18 protein-coding genes are annotated in these 21,836 nt (G+C 72.6%); 3 read left to right on the top strand and 15 right to left on the bottom strand.

The window, feature by feature from the left end:
* Positions 1-100: 100 nt before the first annotated feature.
* The 8 genes from ACQYWQ_RS23285 to rimP all read right to left on the bottom strand — a co-directional run bounded on the left by ACQYWQ_RS23285 (position 101) and on the right by rimP (position 9,197).
* A complete protein-coding gene (locus ACQYWQ_RS23285) occupies positions 101-1,063 on the bottom strand; it encodes a bifunctional riboflavin kinase/FAD synthetase (RefSeq protein WP_431037196.1) in 963 nt (320 codons plus the stop codon).
* Positions 1,064-1,409: 346 nt separating this feature from the next.
* Entirely contained in the window at positions 1,410-2,318 is a 909-nt protein-coding gene (gene truB / locus ACQYWQ_RS23280) for a tRNA pseudouridine(55) synthase TruB (protein ID WP_431037194.1), read from the bottom strand.
* Positions 2,315-2,800, bottom strand: a complete 486-nt coding sequence (gene rbfA / locus ACQYWQ_RS23275; protein ID WP_164291706.1) for a 30S ribosome-binding factor RbfA — start codon at positions 2,798-2,800, stop codon at positions 2,315-2,317. Before rbfA ends, truB begins: the two co-directional genes overlap by 4 nt.
* 232 nt (positions 2,801-3,032) lie before the next feature.
* Entirely contained in the window at positions 3,033-3,326 is a 294-nt protein-coding gene (locus tag ACQYWQ_RS23270; RefSeq protein ID WP_431037192.1) for a DUF503 domain-containing protein, read from the bottom strand.
* Positions 3,327-3,512: 186 nt separating this feature from the next.
* The gene (infB, locus tag ACQYWQ_RS23265) at positions 3,513-6,539 is read right to left on the bottom strand and encodes a translation initiation factor IF-2 (protein WP_431037190.1); all 3,027 of its coding nucleotides are present in this window, start codon (positions 6,537-6,539) and stop codon (positions 3,513-3,515) included.
* Between the two features lie 146 nt (positions 6,540-6,685).
* The gene (locus ACQYWQ_RS23260) at positions 6,686-6,964 is read right to left on the bottom strand and encodes a DUF448 domain-containing protein (RefSeq protein ID WP_164290752.1); all 279 of its coding nucleotides are present in this window, start codon (positions 6,962-6,964) and stop codon (positions 6,686-6,688) included.
* Positions 6,965-7,539: 575 nt separating this feature from the next.
* Positions 7,540-8,643, bottom strand: coding sequence for a transcription termination factor NusA (nusA, locus tag ACQYWQ_RS23255; protein WP_431037189.1), 1,104 nt, complete (start codon positions 8,641-8,643; stop codon positions 7,540-7,542).
* 2 nt (positions 8,644-8,645) lie between these two features.
* On the bottom strand, positions 8,646-9,197 hold the full coding sequence (gene rimP / locus ACQYWQ_RS23250) for a ribosome maturation factor RimP (protein ID WP_431037188.1): 552 nt from the start codon (positions 9,195-9,197) through the stop codon (positions 8,646-8,648).
* 765 nt (positions 9,198-9,962) lie between these two features.
* Between rimP and ACQYWQ_RS23245 the strand changes: the two genes are divergently transcribed.
* The 3 genes from ACQYWQ_RS23245 (at position 9,963) to ACQYWQ_RS23235 (ending at position 12,137) form a co-directional block, all read left to right on the top strand.
* Positions 9,963-10,547 (top strand): hypothetical protein, encoded by a 585-nt coding sequence (locus tag ACQYWQ_RS23245; protein WP_431037187.1) that lies wholly within the window; start codon positions 9,963-9,965, stop codon positions 10,545-10,547.
* Positions 10,548-10,610: 63 nt separating this feature from the next.
* Entirely contained in the window at positions 10,611-11,126 is a 516-nt protein-coding gene (locus ACQYWQ_RS23240) for a ferritin-like domain-containing protein (protein ID WP_431037185.1), read from the top strand.
* A gap of 33 nt (positions 11,127-11,159) precedes the next feature.
* Positions 11,160-12,137, top strand: a complete 978-nt coding sequence (locus ACQYWQ_RS23235) for an aminoglycoside phosphotransferase family protein (RefSeq protein ID WP_431037184.1) — start codon at positions 11,160-11,162, stop codon at positions 12,135-12,137.
* 351 nt (positions 12,138-12,488) lie between these two features.
* Here the strand turns inward: ACQYWQ_RS23235 and ACQYWQ_RS23230 are convergent, their stop codons facing one another.
* The 7 genes from ACQYWQ_RS23230 to dxr form a co-directional block, all read right to left on the bottom strand.
* The gene (locus tag ACQYWQ_RS23230; RefSeq protein WP_431037183.1) at positions 12,489-14,180 is read right to left on the bottom strand and encodes a proline--tRNA ligase; all 1,692 of its coding nucleotides are present in this window, start codon (positions 14,178-14,180) and stop codon (positions 12,489-12,491) included.
* A gap of 69 nt (positions 14,181-14,249) precedes the next feature.
* Complete coding sequence (locus ACQYWQ_RS23225; RefSeq protein ID WP_431037182.1) at positions 14,250-14,852, bottom strand: GNAT family N-acetyltransferase; 603 nt, start codon at positions 14,850-14,852, stop codon at positions 14,250-14,252.
* 413 nt (positions 14,853-15,265) lie between these two features.
* Positions 15,266-16,036, bottom strand: coding sequence for a DUF1684 domain-containing protein (locus tag ACQYWQ_RS23220; RefSeq protein WP_431037181.1), 771 nt, complete (start codon positions 16,034-16,036; stop codon positions 15,266-15,268).
* A gap of 227 nt (positions 16,037-16,263) precedes the next feature.
* Entirely contained in the window at positions 16,264-17,106 is an 843-nt protein-coding gene (locus tag ACQYWQ_RS23215; RefSeq protein WP_431037180.1) for a GNAT family N-acetyltransferase, read from the bottom strand.
* A gap of 407 nt (positions 17,107-17,513) precedes the next feature.
* Positions 17,514-18,668, bottom strand: coding sequence for a flavodoxin-dependent (E)-4-hydroxy-3-methylbut-2-enyl-diphosphate synthase (gene ispG / locus ACQYWQ_RS23210; RefSeq protein WP_431037179.1), 1,155 nt, complete (start codon positions 18,666-18,668; stop codon positions 17,514-17,516).
* Positions 18,669-19,258: 590 nt separating this feature from the next.
* The gene (locus ACQYWQ_RS23205) at positions 19,259-20,560 is read right to left on the bottom strand and encodes a M50 family metallopeptidase (RefSeq protein ID WP_431037178.1); all 1,302 of its coding nucleotides are present in this window, start codon (positions 20,558-20,560) and stop codon (positions 19,259-19,261) included.
* Positions 20,557-21,807, bottom strand: coding sequence for a 1-deoxy-D-xylulose-5-phosphate reductoisomerase (dxr, locus tag ACQYWQ_RS23200; RefSeq protein WP_431037176.1), 1,251 nt, complete (start codon positions 21,805-21,807; stop codon positions 20,557-20,559). Before dxr ends, ACQYWQ_RS23205 begins: the two co-directional genes overlap by 4 nt.
* Positions 21,808-21,836: the final 29 nt, after the last annotated feature.

Here is a 21,836-nt window from a genome sequence, read left to right as displayed (position 1 = left end):
CGGCATGCCACGTACGAGACGGGGCGGCGTCCCTCCCCCGGCAGCAGCCCGGGAAGGGGCGCCGCCCCGTTACCGCGTTACGCGACGTCGCGACGCGTGCTCAGTCCTGGTGGTGCGCCTCGTACTCCGCGACGAGCGCGCGCGAGCGCTTGACGTCGTCGGCCATCGCGGCGAGGAGTTCGTCGATCGAGGCGAACTTCTCCATGCCGCGCACGTAGGCGAGGAAGTCGACCGCGACGTGCAGGCCGTAGAGGTCGAGGCCGACGCGGTCGATGGCGTACGCCTCGACGGTGCGCTGCTTGGCGTCGAACTGCGGGTTGGTGCCGACCGAGATCGCGGCGGGCATGGCCTCGCCCGCGGCGTGCAGCCAGCCTGCGTAGACGCCGTCGGCGGGGACGGCGGTGTGCGGAAGGGTCTCGACGTTGGCGGTGGGGTAGCCGAGTTCCCTGCCGCGCTGCGCGCCGCGGACGACGACGCCCTCGACACGGTGCGGGCGCCCGAGGATCTCCGCGGCGCCCGCGACGTCGCCCTCGGCGACCAGACGACGCGTGAGCGTCGAGGAGAAGGGCTGCCCCGCGCCCGCTTCGCCGCTGACGTAGAGGTCGACGAGGTCCACGTCGAAATCGTCCTCGCGCCCGAGTTCGGCGAGCAGCGTGACGTTGCCGGCCGCCTTGTGGCCGAAGCGGAAGTTCGGACCCTCGACGACGACCTTGGCGTGGAGGCGCTCGGTGAGAACGGTGCGCGCGAAGTCGGCGGGCGACAGGCGCGAGAACTCCGTCGTGAAGGGGAGGATCAGCAGCGCGTCCACGCCCAGGTCCGCCATCAGCTCGGCGCGCCGGTGGTGCGCGGCGAGGAGCGGCGGGTGGCTGCCGGGGCGGACGACCTCGCTCGGGTGCGGGTCGAAGGTGACCACGACGGACCGCAGCCCCAGTTCCTTCGCGCGGTCCACGGCGCGGCCGATGATGAGCTGGTGTCCGCGGTGCACCCCGTCGTAGGACCCGATCGTGACGACGCTGCGCCCCCAGTCCTGCGGGATGTCCTCCAAGCCACGCCAGCGCTGCACTGTGACCGCTCCTTGTCGCACCTGTGGGATGAGCCGGTTGTCGGGATTCCACGAATCCGCAGGTCTAAGAGTGCCATGTCGCGCGGGCACGGCAACGGGCGGGCGGCAAGGGCGCGACATCGCGCGGGCGGGCCACGCCGCGTGCCACGTCGCGCCCCACCCAGGACGACGTCGCGCACGACCTCGCCTTTCGCCCGTACGACGCCGCGTCGCCGCACCCGTCACCTCGCGCGCCCCGACGCGACGTGGCGCGACGTCGCGGGCGCGGCGGCCCCCGTCGTGACGTCGGGCCTCGGCGGCATCGGCTGTCGCGACCTCGGGCCTCGCGACATCGGACGCCCGTGCCTCAGCCGAAGACGGCGAGGCTCTTCGCCTTCCCGCGGTCCGCCTCGACCAGGACGAGGAAGGTCCCGTCCGGGCCGTGGACGGCGACAGGGCCGCGGCCCTCGTACTCCTCGGGCATCGCGAGCCGTACACCGTTCAGGAGGAGTCCCGCGCGGCGCGCGTCGACGTCCCAGCGCGGGAACGCCGCGTCGGCGGCCTCCGCGACGGGCATGACGGTCAGCTCCTCCTGGTGCTGGTCGAGGGTGCGCGCCACGTCCAGGCGGTACGGCCCCACGCGCGTACGGCGCAGCGCCGTGAGGTGCCCGCCGACGCCGAGCGCCGCGCCGATGTCGCGCGCGAGGGCGCGGATGTACGTACCGGACGAGCACGTCACCGAGACCAGGAGGTCCTGCACGGGGGTGCCGTCGGGCGCCGTCTCCGCGCGCACGTCGTGCACGAGGAAGGAGGAGACGGTGACGGGGCGGGCCGGGATCTCGAAGTCCTCGCCCTCCCGCGCGCGCTTGTAGGAACGCTTGCCGTCGATCTTGATGGCGCTGACCTTGGAGGGGACCTGGAGGATGTCGCCCGTCAGCTTCGCGACCTCGGCGTCGATCGCCTCCCGCGTGATGCCCGACGCGTCGGCCGAGGAGGTGATCTCGCCCTCCGCGTCGTCCGTGACGGTGTCCTGGCCGAGCCGGATCGTGCCGACGTACTCCTTCTCGGTGAGGGCGAGGTGCCCGAGCAGCTTGGTGGCGCGCTGCACCCCGAGGACGAGGACGCCCGTCGCCATCGGGTCGAGGGTGCCGGCGTGGCCGACACGTCGCGTGCCTGCGATGCCGCGCATCTTCGCGACGACGTCGTGGGAAGTGAACCCGGACGGCTTGTCGACGATGACGAGGCCGTCCGGGGTCGTGGTGCGCTGCGTGGTCATTCGGTGCCGCTGCCCCTGCCCTGCTCCGCCGAGGTGTCCTCGGCCGCTCCGTCCTCGTCCTCGTCGGCCGGCTTGCGGTACGGGTCGGCGCCCGCCGCGTACGCGGCGCCGGTCGAGACCTGGCGCACCTCCTCGTCGCGCAGCCGGGCGCGGTCCAGGAGGTCGTCGATGGTGCGCGCCGTGTCGGGCAGCGCGTCGGGCACGAAGGCGAGGCTCGGGGTGTAGCGCACCCCGGTCTGCCGGCCCACCTCGGAGCGGAGGACGCCCTTGGCGCTCTCCAGCGCCGCGGCGGACGCGGCGCGCTCCTCGTCGTCGCCGTAGACCGTGTAGAAGACCGTGGCCTCCCTGAGGTCACCGGTGACGCGTGCGTCGGTGATGGTCACGAAGCCCAGTCGCGGGTCCTTGATACGCCGTTCCAGGGTCTGGGCGACCACGACCTGGATGCGATCGGCCAGCTTGCGGGCGCGAGCGTTGTCGGCCACCGGTCCGTCTCCCTACTTGGTGCTGTTCTGTCTCGGTTGGTCTGTGTGGAGGCGGAGCCTCCGGGGGTACGTCGCGTGCGCGCCGCGCCGTCCGGCCACGCGGCACGTCCCGTACGGGCTACGGTGCCACGCCCCGTACGACCGCGACATCGCGCACGTACCGGCGCGACGTCCCGCGCCGTAATACCGCGCCGTACGACGCGGCGTCGCGCGTCGTCGGCGGCGGAGACGCTCAGTCCTCGTCCCCGTGGAAGCGTCTGCGTACGGCGAGCAGCTCGACCTCGGGGCGCGCGGCGACGAGGCGTTCGCAGCGATCGAGGAGATCGCTGAGGTGGCCCGCGTCGCCCGAGACGGCGGCGAGGCCGATCTCGGTCCTGCGGTGGAGGTCCTGGTCGCCCACCTCGGCCGCGCTCACGGCGTACTTCCGCTGAAGCTCGGCGACGATGGGGCGGACCACGGAGCGTTTGCCCTTGAGCGAGTGCACGTCGCCCAGGAGCAGATCGAAGGACAGGGTCCCCACATACATGCTGGTCCGGATGTCCCGCCGGTTCGGGGTACGAGGCGCCGCCTCCGTGCGGCGGCAACCTCCCCACCGTACACGCGACGCACGGGGCCGATCGACGGAATTCTCCGCCGACCGGCCCCGTGCTCGACCGTGTCAGCCTCGGCCCGTGTCAGCCGTGCTCAGGCACGGCCGACGCGGGTCCCGGCATCAGACGCGCGGCTTCTCGCGCATCTCGTACGTCGCGATGACGTCGTCGATCTTGATGTCGTTGAAGTTGCCGAGGTTGATACCGCCCTCGTAACCCTCGCGGATCTCGGTGACGTCGTCCTTGAAGCGACGCAGGCCCTCGATGTTGAGGTTCTCCGCGATGACCTTGCCGTCGCGGATGAGCCGGGCCTTGGTGTTGCGCTTGACCTCGCCGGAACGGATGAGGACACCCGCGATGTTGCCGAGCTTGGAGGAGCGGAAGACCTCGCGGATCTCCGCCGTGCCCAGCTCGACCTCTTCGTACTCCGGCTTGAGCATGCCCTTGAGGGCCGCCTCGATCTCCTCGATCGCCTGGTAGATGACCGAGTAGTAGCGGACGTCGACACCCTCGCGCTCGGCCATCTGCGTGGCACGCCCCGCGGCGCGCACGTTGAAGCCGATGACGATGGCGTCCGAGCCTGTCGCCAGGTCGATGTCCGACTCGGTGACCGCACCGACGCCGCGGTGCAGCACCCGGATGTCGACCTCTTCGCCGACGTCGAGCTGGAGCAGCGAGGACTCCAGGGCCTCGACCGAACCGGAGGCGTCACCCTTGATGATGAGGTTGAGCTGCTTGATCTCGCCCTCCTTGAGCACCTTGTCCAGGTCCTCAAGGGAGATGCGCCGGGTGCGCTTGGCGAACGCGGCGTTGCGCTCGCGGGCCGCGCGCTTCTCGGCGATCTGGCGGGCGGTGCGGTCCTCGTCGACGACGATGAAGTTGTCGCCGGCGCCGGGGACGTTGGTGAGACCGAGCACCTGGACGGGCGTCGAAGGCCCGGCCTCCTCGACCGTGTTGCCGAGGTCGTCGAGCATGGCGCGGACGCGACCGTAGGCGTCGCCCACGACCATCGTCTCGCCGACCCGCAGGGTGCCTCGCTGCACCAGGACGGTCGCGGTCGCGCCGCGGCCCTTGTCGAGGTGCGCCTCGATCGCGATGCCCTGCGCGTCCTGCTCCGCGTTGGCGCGCAGGTCGAGCGAGGCGTCGGCCGTGAGGATGACGGCCTCAAGGAGGCTGTCGATGTGCAGGCCCTGCTTCGCGGAGATGTCGACGAACATCGTGTCGCCGCCGTACTCCTCGGCGACGAGACCGAACTCGGTGAGCTGGCCGCGCACCTTGGTCGGGTCGGCGCCCTCGACGTCGATCTTGTTGACCGCGACGACGATCGGCACCTCGGCGGCCTTGGCGTGGTTGAGCGCCTCGACCGTCTGCGGCATGACGCCGTCGTTCGCCGCGACCACGAGGATCGCGATGTCGGTGGACTTCGCACCACGGGCACGCATGGCGGTGAACGCCTCGTGACCGGGGGTGTCGATGAAGGTGATGCGGCGGTCCTCGCCGTTCACCTCGGTCGTCACCTGGTACGCGCCGATGTGCTGCGTGATGCCGCCGGCCTCGCCCGCGATCACGTTGGTCTTGCGGATCGCGTCGAGGAGGCGGGTCTTGCCGTGGTCGACGTGACCCATGACGGTGACCACGGGCGGGCGGGCCGTGAGCAGCTCCTCGCCGCCCTCGTCCTCGCCGAACTCCAGGTCGAAGGACTCCAGCAGCTCGCGGTCCTCCTCCTCGGGGCTCACGATCTGAACCTTGTAGTTCATCTCGGAGGCGAGGAGTTCCAGCGTCTCGTCCGTGACGGACTGAGTCGCCGTGACCATCTCGCCGAGGTTCAGCATCACCGCGACCAGCGAGGCCGGGTTGGCGTTGATCTTCTCGGCGAAGTCGGTGAGCGAGGCACCACGCGACAGGCGAACGGTCTCGCCGTTGCCGCGCGGCAGCATCACGCCGCCGACCGACGGGGCCTGCATGGCCTCGTACTCCTGGCGCCTCTGCCGCTTCGACTTGCGACCACGACGCGCCGGACCGCCGGGACGCCCGAAGGCACCCTGCGTGCCCCCGCGGCCACCCGGGCCACCGGGACGGCCGCCGAAGCCGGGACGGCCACCGCCGCCACCGGGACGGCCGGCGAAACCGCCGCCACCGCCACCGCCGCCGGGACGGCCCGCGAAGCCGCCACCGCCGCCGCCACCGGGACGGCCCGCGAAACCGCCACCACCGGGACGGCCACCGCCGCCACCGGGACGACCACCGGCACCGGGACCACGGCCACCAGGGCCGGGACGCGGGCCGGCGGCGGGACGCTGCGGCATCATGCCCGGGTTCGGGCGGGGCCCGGCACCGGGACGCGGGGCCTGCGGACGGGGCATGCCGCCCGGGGTCGGACGCGCGCCGCCCTGGGGACGGGGACCGCCCTGACCGGCGCCGCCACCCTGCGGGCGCGGGCCACCGGGGGCACCGGCACCGCCGGGACGCGGGGCGCCGCCACCGGGACGGGGCGCCTGCGGGCGGCCCATGCCGGTCGAGCCACCGGAGGTGAAGGGGTTGTTGCCGGGACGCGGACCGGCGGGACGACCGCCCGGACGCGGCGCCTGGCCACCGGGACGCGGGGCCTGACGGTCACCACGGCCCTGACCGCCGCCCTGCTGGGGACGGTTGCCGCCGGGCTTGGGCGCGCCGCCGGGACGCGGACCCGACGGAGCGGGCTGGCCGCTCTGCGCGGGCGCGGCGGGCGGCGCGGTGAACTCCGGCGTGGACGGGGCCGGGGCGGCCGGACGGGCCGGGCCCGGACGGGGGCCGGGAGCCGGGCGCGAGGCGGGAGCCTCGGTACGCGCGGCAGGGGCCTCGGGCGCCGCGGGGCGCGCCGGGGCCGGCTTGGGCGCCGCGGGACGCGGCGCCGGGGAAGGGGTGGGGGCGGACGGCGAGGGCGCCGCCGGCCGTGCGGGCGCCTGCTTGCGCGGCGCGCCGGGACGGGGACCGGACTTGCCGGAGCCACCGCCCTGCTGGAATGCGTCAGTCAGTTTGCGCACCACCGGCGCCTCGATCGTCGAGGACGCCGAACGGACGAATTCACCGAGTTCTTGGAGCTTGGCCATGACGACCTTGCTCTCTACGCCGAACTCCTTGGCGAGTTCGTATACCCGGACCTTAGCCACTTCGCTCCTTTGAGGTCCGGGGGGCGCCGGACCGTCGCTACTTCATGGGCGTACTCATCGCGTACTCATCGAGTGCTCATCGCAATCTCGACCTACTTCCGACTCGCGAGGTACCTGGGCCGCACGGCGGTTCCGTGCGGCGCTTCTTACGGTGTTGCCTGCTCGACATAGCGACGGAGTTCCGCCGTGTCGAGCGGTCCCTGGACCCGGAGGGCCCGGGGGAATGAGCGGCGGCGTACCGCCAGCTCCGTACAGGCCGGTACGGGGTGTACGTACGCACCCCGGCCGGGCAGCGTACCGCGCGGGTCGGGGAGCAGGACTCCGTCGACCATCACAGTGCGCAGCAGTTCGTTCTTGGCCGCTCGCTCCCGGCACCCGACACAGGTGCGTTCAGGGCAGGGGCGGGCATGCGTCCGACCAGACACTCTTCAGTCTACCTCCCCGTAACGACCCCATCCCTACGGGGGAAAGATCGAACGGCCATCTGTGGCGGAGTGCCGGGTCGGCGGACTCCGCTTGTTCTGCGGTGTGTTCCACGGGCGCGCGGTCCGCGGGGGCCGCGCTCGGGTGCGAGGCCGCTGGGGCGATCGTGCCCTGCGGGGGTGGGGTGGTGCACGCGGGTATTGGGCTTTTCGGGGGCGCCTCGCGGGGTGGCGCGGCGGTGCGGGGCGCCGTGCCGGGTGGCGCGTCGGTGCGGGGCGCCGTGCCTGGTGGCGCGGGACGCGGGTGTCGCGTCGCGCGTGGTGGCCGGGGCGTGCCCGCACGGCGCGGGCCGGCCCCGTCGCATGGCTCCGTATCCGGAACGGCCACGCGCCGTGGCATATTCCACGGCGCGTGGCGTGCGCGCGACGCGACGTCGCGGGCCGCGTGCGGGGCGGCGTCACGGCGGCGACGCGACGGTACGGAGACGCGGCGGCGTTGCGCGGCGTTGTGACGGTGACGCCGCGCCGGTGACGCCGCGCCGGTGGCGCCGTGCTCCGCCGGGCGGTCCCGCGCGGCGTCAGCTCCGGGCCGGGCGGCGGTCGGTGCTCCGGGCGGGAGCGGCAGTGCCGTCGTCGCGGCCGCCGCCGCGGTTCCCGTGGCGCTCCTCGCTCCCGCGCGCGTTCCCGTCCTCGTCCGTCGTCTCCGTGTCGGGACGGATGTCGATGCGCCAGCCGGTCAGGCGCGCGGCGAGGCGGGCGTTCTGCCCCTCCTTGCCGATCGCCAGCGAGAGCTGGTAGTCGGGCACCGTGACGCGCGCGGAACGCGTCGCGAGGTCGACGACCTCGACGTGGCTGACGCGGGCCGGTGAGAGCGCGTGGGCGACGAGGTCGGCCGGGTTGTCCGACCAGTCGACGATGTCGATCTTCTCGCCGTTCAGCTCGGCCATGACGTTGCGCACGCGGCCGCCCATCGGGCCGATGCAGGCACCCTTGGCGTTGAGCCCGGAGCGGTTCGAGCGGACCGCGATCTTGGTCCGGTGCCCGGCCTCGCGCGCGATGGCGGCGATCTCGACGGACCCGTCGGCGATCTCGGGGACCTCCAGGGCGAAGAGCTTCTTCACGAGGTTCGGGTGGGTGCGCGACAGGGTCACCGAGGGGCCTCGCATGCCCTTCGCGACGCGTACGACGTACGAACGCAGCCGCAGCCCGTGCGTGTACTCCTCGCCGGGGACCTGCTCCTGCACCGGCAGGATGGCCTCCAGCTTGCCGATGTCCACGAGGACGTTCTTCGGGTCTCGGCCCTGCTGGACGACGCCCGTCACGATGTCGCCCTCGCGTCCGGCGTACTCGCCGAGCGTCGCGTCGTCCTGCGCGTCGCGCAGCCGCTGGAGGATGACCTGCTTGGCCGTCGTCGCCGCGATGCGGCCGAAGTCGGAGGGCGTGTCGTCGAACTCGCGCGCGCGTGCGTCCTCGCCGAGATCGGCGAGGTCCGCCTCGTCCTCCTTCACCCACACGGTCACGTGGCCGGATTCGCGGTCGAGGTGGACACGCGCGCGGCGGTGGCTGTGCTCGGTGCGGTGGTACGCGATGAGGAGCGCCGACTCGATCGCCTCGACCAAACGGTCGAAGGAGATCTCCTTCTCCCTGACCAGACCCCGCAGGGCACTCATGTCGATATCCACGGCTACGCCTCCTTCGGCTTCGGTGCCTGCTCGGCCTCGGCCTGCTCGGCGTGCTGAGGACCGGCGTCGGCCGTCCTCTCCTTGCGGTTGAACTCGATCTCGACGCGCGCCTTGGAGATCTCGGGGAATTCCAGCCTGCGACGTGTCGGCTTGCGGCCCTTGACGCCGGGGACCTCCAGGTCGAGGCCCGCGTCGTCCGTCTCCAGCACCCGGGCCACCAGCTCGCCGCCCTCGGCGAGCTGGAAGCGCACGAGGCGGCCGGTGGCGCGCACGTAGTGGCGGTGGGCGGTGAGGGGACGGTCGGCACCGGGCGAGGTGACTTCCAGGACGTACTCGCTCTCGCCCATGACGTCGGTGTCGTCGAGCACGACGGAGATCTCGCGGCTCAGCTCCGCACACGTGTCGAGGGAGACACCCGAGTCGCCGTCCACCACGATCTGGAGCACCCTGCGCCGGCCCGCCGGAGTCACGGTGATCTCTTCGAGATCGAGGTCCCTGGCGGTGACGAGGGGCTCCAGCAGTTCCCGCAGCCTCTCGCTCTGGGTGGTGCTCATCCGGGTGACTCCTCGGCCGCGTGTGCTGTTGTGGTGCGTCATGTCTCGGGTCAAAGGGTATCCGGTCGCGACGCGGAGTGGCGCCACTCGAACGGGTGTATCCGGGTACGGCACCGGGGCGACGCCGCGCGACACGTCGCGCACGGCGGCGTGGGCGCGTCGTGACCCGCCATCGACGCGCCCACGCCGCCGCATGCGGCCTTCCGGTGGACGAACAGGGCGAACGTGGCGGCCCGTGCCTCTGTACGAGGCACGGACGCGGGTACGGTGATCACCGCAGTGCCACCACACACTCCGAAGCGGCGGTGCGCGCTACGTCGCCCGCGTCGGGCTCGTCGTGAGGCCACGACCGGCGCGACGCCACGACGCGCGTGACGCGACGCACATGTCGCGCGGCGTACGGCCGGTGACGTGGGCCACGTCGCGGGCGGCGTACGCGGCGCGGCGTCGCGACGCGCGGCGTGCACGGCGCGGCGTCTCCCGTCGCGTACGGCGCGACGTCGCGTCGGGGAACGTCGCCTCGGGCGCGACGTCGCGTCGGGCCCTACGTCGCGCGCTTCGAGGATGTGACGGCACTCGGACCGCTCCGCCGTATCGCCGTCGCCCCGCCCGTCGTCGTCCGTCCGCCGTTCTCGCCGCCTCGTACGTCACCGCCCCGGACCGCATCGTGCGCGTCGTGTCCCCACGCGACGTGGCGCTCGGCGGCGGGGACGAGGACGCGACGTGCGCGCGACGCCGGCACCGAATCCGCCGAGGAAGTACGCCGTGCCGCCACTGCCCGTCCCCCGTCCGCTGCCCCTCCCCCGCCTCTCGCGCCGTCTGCTGCTCGCCTCGGGTACGGCGCTCGCGGGCGCGTCCCTGCTCACCGGCTGCTCGGACGACTCCGGCGCGGCGAAGGAACGCCGCGCGAAGGCGGAGGCCACCGCCGCGCAGAAGCTGAGCCGCAAGGCGGCCGGCGACAGCTCCGGCCTGATGGCGCGTTACGACGCGACGCTCGCGGCGCACCCCGGGCTCGACGCGACATTGCGCCCCCTGCGCGCGCAGGTGACGCGGCACCACGCGGCTTTCGACGCCGCGGGGCGCGGGGCGACGGAGAGCCCGTCGCCCGGCGCGTCGTCCTCAGCGCCGGAGCGCGCGGCGGGGGCATCGGCGGCCGCCGCGTCGCCGCGCCCCACCGTCGCGTCCGACGAGAAGACGGCACTGCGCGACCTCGCCACGGCGGAGAGGAAGCTCGCGGACCACCGTGCACGCGTCCTGGTGGACGCTCCGGAGGAGCTGGCCAGGCTGCTCGCCTCGGTGGCCGCAGCGGGCGCCGCACACGCCTACGTACTCGGCGCCGCGGCCAAGTGAGACCGCGCGCGAGCCGCACCGTGTGGGAGCGGGCGGACCAGGAGCCAGCAGGAGGAGTCACCGGTGTCTGAAAATGCTCGTACACGTGCGGGAAAGCCCGACGCCAAGGAGCGGGAACGGAAGGCCGCGCAGGCGGCGCTGCGCGCGGAGCACGCCGCGGTCTACGGCTACGGCGTCGTCGGCGGGCGCGTCGCCGCCGCACGGCGCGACGACGCGCGGGCGGCCTACGACGCGCACCGCGCGCGACGTGACGCCTTGGAACGCGACGTCACCGACCTCGGCGCCACGCCGGAGCCCGCCGCCGCGGCGTACACGCTGCCGTTCGCGGTGCCGGACGCCGCAGCGGCGGTACGGCTCGCGGTCGCTCTCGAAGAGCGCGTCGCCGCGGTGTACGCCGACCTGGTGCGCGCGGCGTCCGGACAACGTCGCGCGGACGCCGCGGCCGCGTTGCGCGAGACGGCGGTCCGCGCGGTGCGCTGGAACGGTGACGGCGTAGCCTTCCCAGGTCTGGCGGAACGATCAAATTCGGCCAAGGAGTCCGGGAAGGAGCGGCCGGCTTCCCCGTCGCCGCAGGACTGACCACCAGGTACCAGCCGAAAGGATGCGCCCCGCATGGTCCTCGAACCTCCCCGGCGACTCGTACGGGCCCTGGCCGAGGACCCCGGCGCGGACGATGCGGCAGCCTGGCTGGACCGGCTTCCCGGGCTGGCAGAGGCCGCCGCACGCCACCACGACGTGCGCGTGGAGCGTCTGCTCCAGCCGGGCGGGCGCAGCGGCGTGGTCCTGCTGGTACGTCGCGCGGACGACGCGCCCGCCGTCCTCAAGCTCGCGCCACCGTGCGCACGTCCCGCCGCCGAGGCCGCGGCGCTCGCACGATGGGACGGCCTCGGGGCGTGCCGGCTTCTCGCCGATCCCGGGGAAGGGGCGGAGGGCGACGGCGGGGAATCCGACCATGCGGCAGGCAGCGTGTCGGCAAGGCACGCGAGCGAGCACGGCCTGCTCCTGGAGCGCCTGCGCCCTGAGATCTCGCTGAGTTCGCTGCCGCAGGCGAAGGCGATGCTCGAAGCCGCGGGGACGGCGCGGAGGCTGTGGGTCACGGTGACCGACGAGTCGCCGTACGAGACGCTCGCCGCGCGTACGGAGCGGCAGGCGGCCCGCATGCGCGAGGCGGCGGGTCCGCTCGTCCTGCCCCTCGTCGAGAACGCGCTCGCGGTACGGAGCGACCTGCTCGCCGACGCCTCGCGGCCCGACGCGGAGCGCGTGCTGCTGCACGGTGCCTTCCGACAGGCGAAGGTCCTCGCGGGTGAGCGGCTGCCGTGGCTCGCCGTGGGCCCCGAACCCGTGATCGGCGAGCGCGCCTACGACGTCGCGCGCCTTGCACGTGACCGGCTGGAGGACCTCGTCGCGAGCGAGGGGGGCGCGAGCGCCGCGCGACGTCGCGTCGCCAAGCTCGCGGACGCGCTCGATCTGGACCGCGACCGGGTGCAGGGCTGGACGCACTTCCGCGCGACGGCTGCCGGAGTGGCCGCGCTCGCGGCGGGGCGTCGCCAGGAGGGCGAAACGCTGTTGGAGTTCGCGGCCTGGCTGTGACGTCCCCTTGCCTCGGGGCGTGAGACGTCGCGTGGGGCGCACCGCGGCGTCGCGTCGCGTACGTCGCGTACGCGGGTGGCGCGGCACGCCGCGTACAGAGGTGTCGGCACGCCGCGTACACGCGTCCCACGTCGCGACGTCGCGTACCCCTACGTCGCGTGCGACCAGGCACGATGCGATGCGACGTCGCGCCGCGCGCGGCATGGCGGCGTACGGGTGGCGGACGTCGCGACGTCCCCGTACCGCGCCATCAGCGGCGGACCCGCACCCCCGCACCCCCTTCCCGCACGCCGAAGCGCGGGGCGTCGTGTGACGCCCCGCGCTTCGGGGGGTGCCAGGTTCGGGGCCGGCTCAGGCGGTCAGCCGGGCGACGGCTTCCTCGACGGGGAGTTCTTCGCGCTCGCCCGTGCGGCGGTCCTTGAGTTCGACGATCCCCTCGGCGGCGCGGCGGCCGGCGATGACGGTCTTCGGGACGCCGATGAGTTCCGCGTCGGTGAACTTGACGCCGGGCGAGACGCCCGCGCGGTCGTCGACGAGGACGCGCGCGCCCGCGGCGGCGAGCTTGTCGGCGATCTCCAGAGCCAGCTCGGTCTGGAGGACCTTGCCCGCCGCGACGACGTGGACGTCGGCGGGAGCGACCTCGGCGGGCCAGCACAGGCCCTTCTCGTCGGCGGTCTGCTCGGCGAGCGCGGCGACGGCGCGCGAGACACCGATGCCGTAGGAGCCCATCGTGACGCGGACGGGCTTGCCGTTCTGGCCGAGGACGTCGAGCTGGAAGGTGTCGGCGTACTTGCGGCCGAGCTGGAAGATGTGGCCGATCTCGATGGCGCGGTCGAGGTGGAGGCCCTGGCCGCAGTTGGGGCAGGGGTCGCCCTCTTCGACGACGACGACGTCGAGGTAGTCGTCGACCTCGAAGTCGCGGCCCGCGACGACGTTGCGCGCGTGGGTGTCGGGCTTGTTGGCACCCGTGACCCACGCGGTGCCCGGGGCGACGCGGGGGTCGGCGATGTAGCGAATCTTCAGGCCCTGGGGGCCGACGTAGCCGCGTACCAGCTCGGGGTTCGCTTCGAAGTCCTCGGCGGTGACGATGTCGACGACGGCGGGCGCCAGGTGCTCGCCGAGCTTGCCGAGGTCGACCTCGCGGTCGCCCGGGACACCGACGGCGACGATCTCGCCGTCGACCTTGACCAGCAGGTTCTTGAGCGTCGCGGAGGCCGGGACGCCGAGGTGCTCGGCGAGGGTCTCGATCGTCGGCGTGTCGGGGGTGTCCAGCTCCTCGACGGGGCCGTGCGCGGAGCCGTCCACCGCGGCGCCCTTGAAGGTGACGGCCTCGGTGTTCGCGGCGAAACCGCAGTTGGGGCAGTCGGCGAAGGTGTCCTCACCTGCGGCGGCGGGAGCGAGGAACTCCTCCGAGGCCGAACCGCCCATCGCACCCGAGACGGCGGAGACGATGCGGTAGTCGAGCCCCAGGCGCGCGAAAATCTTGCGGTACGCCTCGCGGTGCAGCGCGTACGACTCGGCGAGGCCCTCGTCGGTCGTGTCGAAGGAGTACGAGTCCTTCATGAGGAACTCGCGCCCACGCAGCACGCCCGAACGGGGACGCGCCTCGTCGCGGTACTTCGTCTGGATCTGGTACAGCATGACCGGAAGGTCCTTGTACGAGGTGCACTGGTCCTTCACGACCTGCGTGAAGATCTCCTCGTGCGTGGGGCCGAGGAGGTAGTCGGCACCCTTGCGGTCCTTGAGGCGGAAGAGCAGATCCCCGTACTCCTCCCAGCGCCCCGTCGCCTCGTAGGGCTCCCGCGGCAGGAGAGCGGGCAGCAGGACCTCCTGGGCGCCGATGGCGTCCAGTTCCTCGCGGACGATCTGCGAGATGTTGTCGAGGACCCTCTTGCCGAGCGGCAGCCAGGACCAGATACCGGCGGCCGTTCGGCGCACGTAGCCGGCGCGGACCAGCAGCTTGTGGCTGAGCGTCTCGGCGTCCGCCGGGTCGTCACGCAGTGTCTTGACCATCAATCGGGACATGCGCTGGACCTGGGACATGGTGAACTCCTGCGAGGAAAGGGTGAGGGTGACGAGGTTAGCCGGGGCCCAGGGGCTGGCGGAAATCGGTTATGCCCGGTGCGGACGGGGGCGGCGCAGCGGCAACGTCGCGCCCATCACCGCGTACGGCAACGGCGCGCCGGGGAACGCGATCTGTCGCGCGAGGTCCCGGTAACCCAGCGAGGCGTAGAGGCCGCGCGCGGGGCTGTCGCGGTCGATGGCGGAGAGGATCGAGCGGGGCTGCGGCGCCGCGTCGGTGAGGCCGGTGATGAGGGCGCGGCCGATGCCGCGGTTCTGGTGGCGAGGGTGGACGTGCAGTTCGGTGATCACGAAGGAGTCGTCGAGCCACGCGTCGTTGCCGAGTCTGCGCAGGTACGGCTGCACGACGGTGGACCACCAGTGCGCCCGGTCGTTCGGGAGGCCGTAGACGAAGCCGACGAGGCGGTTCTCGGCCGTCGTCGCACCGAGCGCCCGCGCCCCTGGAACGCCGAGATGCCGCAGCACGATGTGGTGCCGTACGTCGATCTCCTCGTCGCTGAGGCCGAAGGCGAGGGCTTGCACGGCGAGGGCCTCGTCGACGCGGGCGGCCAGATCGAGCGGGCCGACCGTGATCTCGTCGGGGGGCCTGGGCTCGTCCGGGGGCCTGGGGGTGTGCCCGGGGTTGCTCGACATGCGGGGAGACTACCGGGCGTCGGGGGTGCGGGTGGCGGCGAGGGAGCGGGCGGGGGCTGGGGGCGGGGAGGCGGGGACGGTCGGTCGGAGGGCGGGGCGGGGTGCTGGGCTGGTCGGGGTGCTGGTCGGGGGCGACGGGCGATCGGGGGAAGGGGCGACGTCGCGCGGGGCGGGGCGGGCGGGGGCCGGGGCACGCGGCGGGCGGCCGCGCGGCCCCGTCGTGCAGGTCCGGGGCGCCGTGGCATATGCGACGTCGCGTGCGGGGCTCCGGGCCCTCGCGCGACGTGGGGGTTCAACTCGGGAACACGTCGCGCGAGTTGTACGTGGCGGGTGCACCGCACTCCGCCCTCCGCCACGCGACGTGCCGCGCAGTGCCTTGCGACGCCGCGCAGTGCCGTGCCGTGCCGTGCCGCTCAGTGCGCGCCGTACCCGTCGCGGAAGACCGGGACCTTCTCGCCTGCCTCGACGGGCACGTGCAACCTGTTCTGGCGCGGCGGCATGGGGCAGTTGTACTGGTCCGAGAAGCCGCACGGGGGGACGAAGGCGCGGTTGAAGTCGAGCACGACGCGCTGCGGCCCGGCATTCCGCTCGTCGCGGTGCACGAAGAGGAAGCGGCCGGCGCCGTAGGTGCTCGCCCCGTTCGTCGGGTCACCGAAGACGAGCAGCAGGGTGCCGTCGTCGTCGAAGGCGCTGAGCGTGTAGTCGGAACCGCCGAGAGTGAGCCGCAGATCGCCGGGGACGACGAGGTCGCGCGTGCCGCCGTTGTCACGGATGTGCTCGAAGGGCACCGTCCGGGCGCCCTCCACCGGCTCGTACTCGGCTTCCAGGACCCAGTCGGGGCGGTACGGGAAGGTGTCGACGGAGTCGAAGTGGCGCATGGCGGGCGCGTGCGCGTCCCAGCGGCGCAGCCCGTACTCGGGGCGTCCGCTGACCGGCTCGGTGCGCTCCAGGGTCGTAAGGGTCTGCCCCTCGCCCAGTTGGGCCCGCGCCGCTTCGAGGTCGGGGCGCTCGCCCAGCGGCGCCCAGCGCGTCTCGATCAGGGCGAGGTTTCCCTGCGGGGCGGTGAGGGCGACGCGACGTCGCGCGCGCCACTCCTCCCAGGCTGCCTGCTCCTTCGCGACGTCGCGTGTGCCGTCGCGTGTCGCGGCGCTGTTCGCGGGGGCGTCGTCGGTGGGGTCTGTCATGTCTCGCCTCGCATCTCGGGGGTGGCGGTGCCGGGCACGCCGCGTGCGGATACGTCGCGTGGCCGGTGTGATGCCGCGTCGTACGTCGCGCGGCCGGTGCGACGTCGCGTCGTACGTCGCGTGCGACCTGCGCGAACGTCGCGCCGGCCCGTGCGCGACGTCGCCCCGTGCGGGACGGGTCGGCGGCGGCACCCTGGCTTGCCCGGGGTCGGAAGGTGATCCGACATTCAGAAGAGGATGCTCGCGAAGGTGCCCGTCTCCTGGAAGCCGACGCGTCGGTACGTCGCGCGTGCGGCGGTGTTGAAGTCGTTGACGTACAGGCTCGCCACCGGGGCTATGTCGCGCAGCGCGTACGCGACGACCGCGGCCATGCCCGGCGCGGCGAGCCCCCGCCCGCGGTACTCCGGGTTGACCCAGACGCCCTGGATCTGGCACGCCTCGGGGGTGGCCGCGCCGATCTCGGCCTTGAAGACGACCTTGCCGTTGTCGATGCGGGCGAAGGACCGTCCGGCGTTGACCAGTTCGGCGACGCGGGCCTGGTAGAGGAGCCCCCCGTCGCCCGCGAGCGGGGAGATGCCGACCTCCTCGGTGAACATCGCGACGCATGCGGGCATCAGCGTCTCGACCTCGTCGCGGCGTACGCGGCGTACGAGCGGGTCGGGAAGCACCTCGGGGGGCCGGTCGGTCGTCATGAGGGGCTGGCAGGCACGGACCTCACGGGCGGGGCCCCAGTACGGTTCCAGCAGGGACCAGAGCAGACGCGTGGGTTCGGCGGGGCCGACGATCGACGAGCAGCGCCGGCCTGCGCGACGGGCCCGCTCCGCGAAGGCGCGGACGGCGTCGGGCACTGCGCAGATGGGGACGAGGTTCGCTCCCGCGTAGCACAGCGAAGTGAGGTGTCCGCGCTGGTACCAGCCCCACATCTCGCCACCGAGCCGCCAGGGGTCGAGACCGGCCACCTGCACACGGGAGGTGACGAAGGCGTTCGCCACCGGGTCCTGGTGCAGGACGGCCAACGCGGCGTCCAGGTCTTCGGGACCGAGGACCCTGGTGGTGGTCTGAGTCAACACGTTCGAAGCGCCTCACCGTACGGGCTACTGGTTTTGGCACTGTACCCGCCGCGAGGGCGACACGCTCCGGGACGGGGAGGAGCCGGGCCGGGCGACCAAGGCTGCGCGACGCGGGGGCGGCACGATGCGGCGGTACGCGACGTCGCATATGCCTCCCACATATGTGACGATGCGTGGTCGAGGGACGACGCGGCAGCGCACGCCGCACGGTGCTCCCTGATGGCCACGTCGCGCCACGTAGCGCCCCGGCGCGCGACGTGGCATATGCGACGTCGCGTGCGACCAGGCACGATGCCGCGACGCGCCCCCGTCGCCCCGCCCCGCCCCCGCACGGCCGCAGCGGTCCCTGGGCCAGGCACACGAACGGCCCGGGGGCGTCAGCGCCCCCGGGCCGTCAGCGGCACACGTCAGCTGACGGACACCTCGGGCTCGCCGGAGGCGATGCCGTCGGCCTCCATCTGCGCGGCGATCTTCTGCGCCTCGTCGATGAGGGTCTCCACGATCTTGGACTCGGGCACGGTCTTGACGACCTCGCCCTTGACGAAGATCTGGCCCTTGCCGTTGCCCGAGGCGACACCGAGGTCGGCCTCGCGGGCCTCGCCGGGGCCGTTGACGACACAACCCATGACCGCGACGCGCAGCGGGACCTCCATGCCGTCGAGTCCCGCGGTGACCTCGTTGGCGAGCTTGTAGACGTCGACCTGGGCCCGGCCGCAGGACGGGCAGGAGACGATCTCCAGGCGGCGCGGCTTGAGGTTGAGCGACTCCAGGATCTGGAGGCCGACCTTGACCTCCTCGGCGGGCGGCGCCGACAGGGAGACCCGGATCGTGTCACCGATGCCCTCGGCGAGCAGCGCCCCGAAGGCCACGGCCGACTTGATGGTGCCCTGGAAGGCCGGACCCGCCTCGGTGACGCCGAGGTGGAGCGGGTAGTCGCAGGCCTGGGCGAGCTGGCGGTAGGCGTTGACCATGACGACGGGGTCGTTGTGCTTGACCGAGATCTTGATGTCGCGGAAGCCGTGCTCCTCGAAGAGCGACGCCTCCCACAGAGCGGACTCGACGAGCGCCTCGGGCGTGGCCTTGCCGTACTTCTGGAGCAGCCGCCTGTCGAGCGAACCGGCGTTGACGCCGATGCGGATCGGCACGCCCGCGTCGCCCGCCGCCTTGGCGATCTCCTTGACCTTGTCGTCGAACTGCTTGATGTTGCCCGGGTTCACCCGGACCGCCGCGCAGCCGGCGTCGATGGCGGCGAAGACGTACTTCGGCTGGAAGTGGATGTCGGCGATGACGGGGATCTGCGACTTGCGCGCGATGACGGGCAGCGCGTCGGCGTCGTCCTGCGTCGGGCAGGCGACGCGCACGATCTGGCAGCCGGAGGCCGTCAGCTCGGCGATCTGCTGGAGCGTCGCGCCGATGTCGGAGGTACGTGTGGTGGTCATCGACTGGACGGACACGGGGGCGCCACCACCGACGGGGACGCTCCCGACCTGGATCTGCCGGCTCTTCCTGCGCTCGGCGAGCTGGGTAGGAACGGACGGCATTCCCAGTGAAATCGCAGTCATCTGCAGTGCAACCCCAACGTGTGGATATCGGTCCCGGAATCCTCGGGCACGTCACCCGAGATTACGTCACTACCGGATCGAGGGAACACGGACCCGCACCGGGTCACCTGTTCGTCGGTCGCACGCCACCTGCGCGGCGCCGCACGGACCACCGCCGTACGTCGCGTACCGCCTCGTCATGGCCGCGTACGGCGCGACGTCGCGCCGTGGTATGTCGCGTCCTGACGTCGTCGCGCGGCGCGGTACGGGGCGCTACGCCGGGCGCGGTACCTCGCGTCGTACGAAGGGTGCGGGGCGGCGTACGACGCGAGGGCAGGGCCCGTACGCGACACCGGGCGCGGGGCTCGTACGCGACATGCGCGGGGCTCGTACGCGACATGGGGGTGCGGCGCGTGGAGTACGGCGCGTGGGCGACGTCGCGCCGCACGGGGGCGGGGCGCCCCGTACACGTAGCGGAAGCGCGTACGCCGCGACGCGACGTCGCGCCCGTACACGACGCGACGTCGCCTATGCCACGTCGCGTGTGACCAGGCACGATGCCCGCCGTCGCGCCACGCGACGTCCCCGCGTGGCGCGACGTGCGGCGGGCCTCAGGTGATCTTGACCGGGTTCACCAGGTCGGCGATGAACACGAGCAGCGTGAAGCAGACGAAGACGCCCGCGACGACGTACGCCACCGGCATCAGCTTCGCGACGTCGAAGGGGCCCGGGTCGGGGCGGCGGAAGACGCGGGCCGTGTGGCGGCGTACCGCTTCCCACAGCGCGCCGGCGATGTGACCACCGTCCAGAGGCAGCAGGGGCAGCATGTTGAAGAGGAACAGGGAGAGGTTGAAGCCCGCGACGAGGAACAGCATCATCGCGATCTGGTTCTCCGGCGGAATGTCGAGGGTGAAGACCTCGCCGCCCACGCGCGCCGCGCCGAGGACGCCCATCGGCGAGTCCTGCTTGCGCTCCCCGCCGTCGAACGCCGCGTTCCACAGGTCGGGGATCTTGGAGGGCAGCGCCAGCATGGACTGGACGCCGTTCTCCATCATGGTGCCCATCTGGTCGACGGACTGCCCGAAGGACTGCTTGACGATGCCCGAGGCCGGCGTGAAGCCGAGGAAACCCGCGGTGACGTACTGGCCGTCGACGATGCCGCCGTCGCCGTCCGTCTTGGCGACCTGGTTCTCTATGACGTCGGCGTGGAGCGTACGGCGCGTGCCGTCGCGTTCGACCGTGATCGTCGCCGCGCCGTGCGAGGCGCGGATGCGGGACTGGAGGACGCTGTAGTCGTCGACGGACTGCCCGTTGTACGCGACGATCTTGTCGCCCGGCCGGAGTCCCGCCGCCTTGGCGGGCGCGGGGGCGTCGCCCTTGGCGCAGGTGTCGCGGTTCTCGCTCTGGTTGATGACACAGTCGGAGACCGTGCTGACCGTGGTGGTCTGCGTGTTCAGGCCGAAGGTCATCATGACGCCGAAGAAGATCGCGACGGCGAGCACCAGGTTCATGAAGGGGCCGGCGAACATGACGATGACGCGCTTCCACGGCTTGCGCGTGTAGAACATGCGCGTCTCGTCGCCCGGTTCGAGTTCCTCGTACGCGGCGGAACGCGCGTCCTCGATCATGCCGCGCCAGGGCGACGTGGAACGCGCCTCGATGCGCCCGTCGGGCCCCGGCGGGAACATCCCGATCATGCGGATGTAGCCACCGAGCGGCACGGCCTTGACGCCGTACTCGGTGTCGCCCTTCTTGCGCGAGAAGAGCGTCGGCCCGAAGCCGACCATGTACTGCGGCACGCGGATGCCGAAGAGCTTCGCGGTGGAAAGGTGCCCCAGCTCGTGCCAGGCGATCGAGAACAGCAGCCCGATCACGAAGACGACTATGCCGAGGATCGTCATCAATACGGTCACGCAGTGGCCTCCACTGTCGCCTTCGCAGCAAGTTCGCGCGCCCGGGCCCGTGCCCAGGTCTCCGCGTCGAGAACGTCCTCAAGCGTCAGGGCGGTTCCCGCGGCGGGCGTGCCGTGCTCGGCCACCACGGCGGTCACCGTGTCCATGATCGCGTTGAAGGCGAGGGCACCCTTGAGAAAGGCGTCCACACATTCCTCGTTGGCGGCATTGAACACCGCCGGGGCCGTCCCCGCGAGCCGCCCCACGTGCCGGGCGAGTCCGACGGAGGGGAACGCGTCGTCGTCCAGCGGGAAGAATTCCCAGGACGACGCGGTGCTCCAGTCGAATCCGCGCGCGGCGTCGGGTACGCGCTCGGGCCAGCCCAGGCCGATCGCGATGGGGCCGCGCATATCGGGCGGCGTCGCCTGCGCGAGCGTCGACCCGTCCACGAACTCCACCATCGAGTGCACGTAGGACTGCGGATGCACGACGACCTCGATGCGGTCGAAGGGAATGTCGTAGAGGAGGTGCGCCTCGATGACCTCCAGGCCCTTGTTGACGAGCGTCGCCGAGTTGACGGTGATGACCGGGCCCATCGACCACGTCGGGTGCGCGAGGGCGTCCTGCGGCGTGACGGTGGCCAGTTCGGCCCTCGTGCGGCCCCGGAAGGGACCCCCCGAGGCCGTCACGACGAGCTTGCGCACCTCCGCGCGCGTGCCGGCGGCGAGCGCCTGGAAGAGCGCGGCGTGCTCGGAGTCGACGGGGATGATCTGGCCCGGCGCCGCCAGCTCCTTGACGAGCGGGCCGCCGACGATGAGCGACTCCTTGTTGGCGAGCGCGAGGGTGCGCCCGGCCTTCAGCGCCGCGAGCGTGGGGGCGAGGCCGATGGACCCGGTGATGCCGTTGAGCACCGTGTGGCACGGCGACGCCGCGAGGTGCGTCGCGGCGTCGGGACCCGCGAGGATCTCCGGCAGCGGCTCCGCGCCGTACTGCGCGGAGAGCGCTTCGCGCAACTGCGGTACGACGTCTTCGCGCGCCACAGCGACGTGGTCCACGCGCAGGCGGTACGCCTGCTCGGCGAGCAGGCCGACCCTGCCGCCCGCCGCGGAGAGCGCGGTGACCCGGAAGCGGTCCGGGTTGCGCAGGACGAGGTCCACGGCCTGCGTACCGATGGAGCCCGTGGAGCCGAGCACGACGATGTCGCGGCGTCCCGGCGTGGCGTCGTAGCGGAGGTGGGGGTCGGCGAGTGGAGCAGGACTGTCGGTCATCCCCCCATTCTCGCCATAAGACCTGTGCG

This window comes from Streptomyces sp. P6-2-1, from assembly GCF_050613165.1.
In the GTDB taxonomy this organism is placed as follows: domain Bacteria; phylum Actinomycetota; class Actinomycetes; order Streptomycetales; family Streptomycetaceae; genus Streptomyces.
Note: the sequence above shows the minus strand (reverse complement) of the source record. Positions and strands in the feature narration are given on the sequence as shown.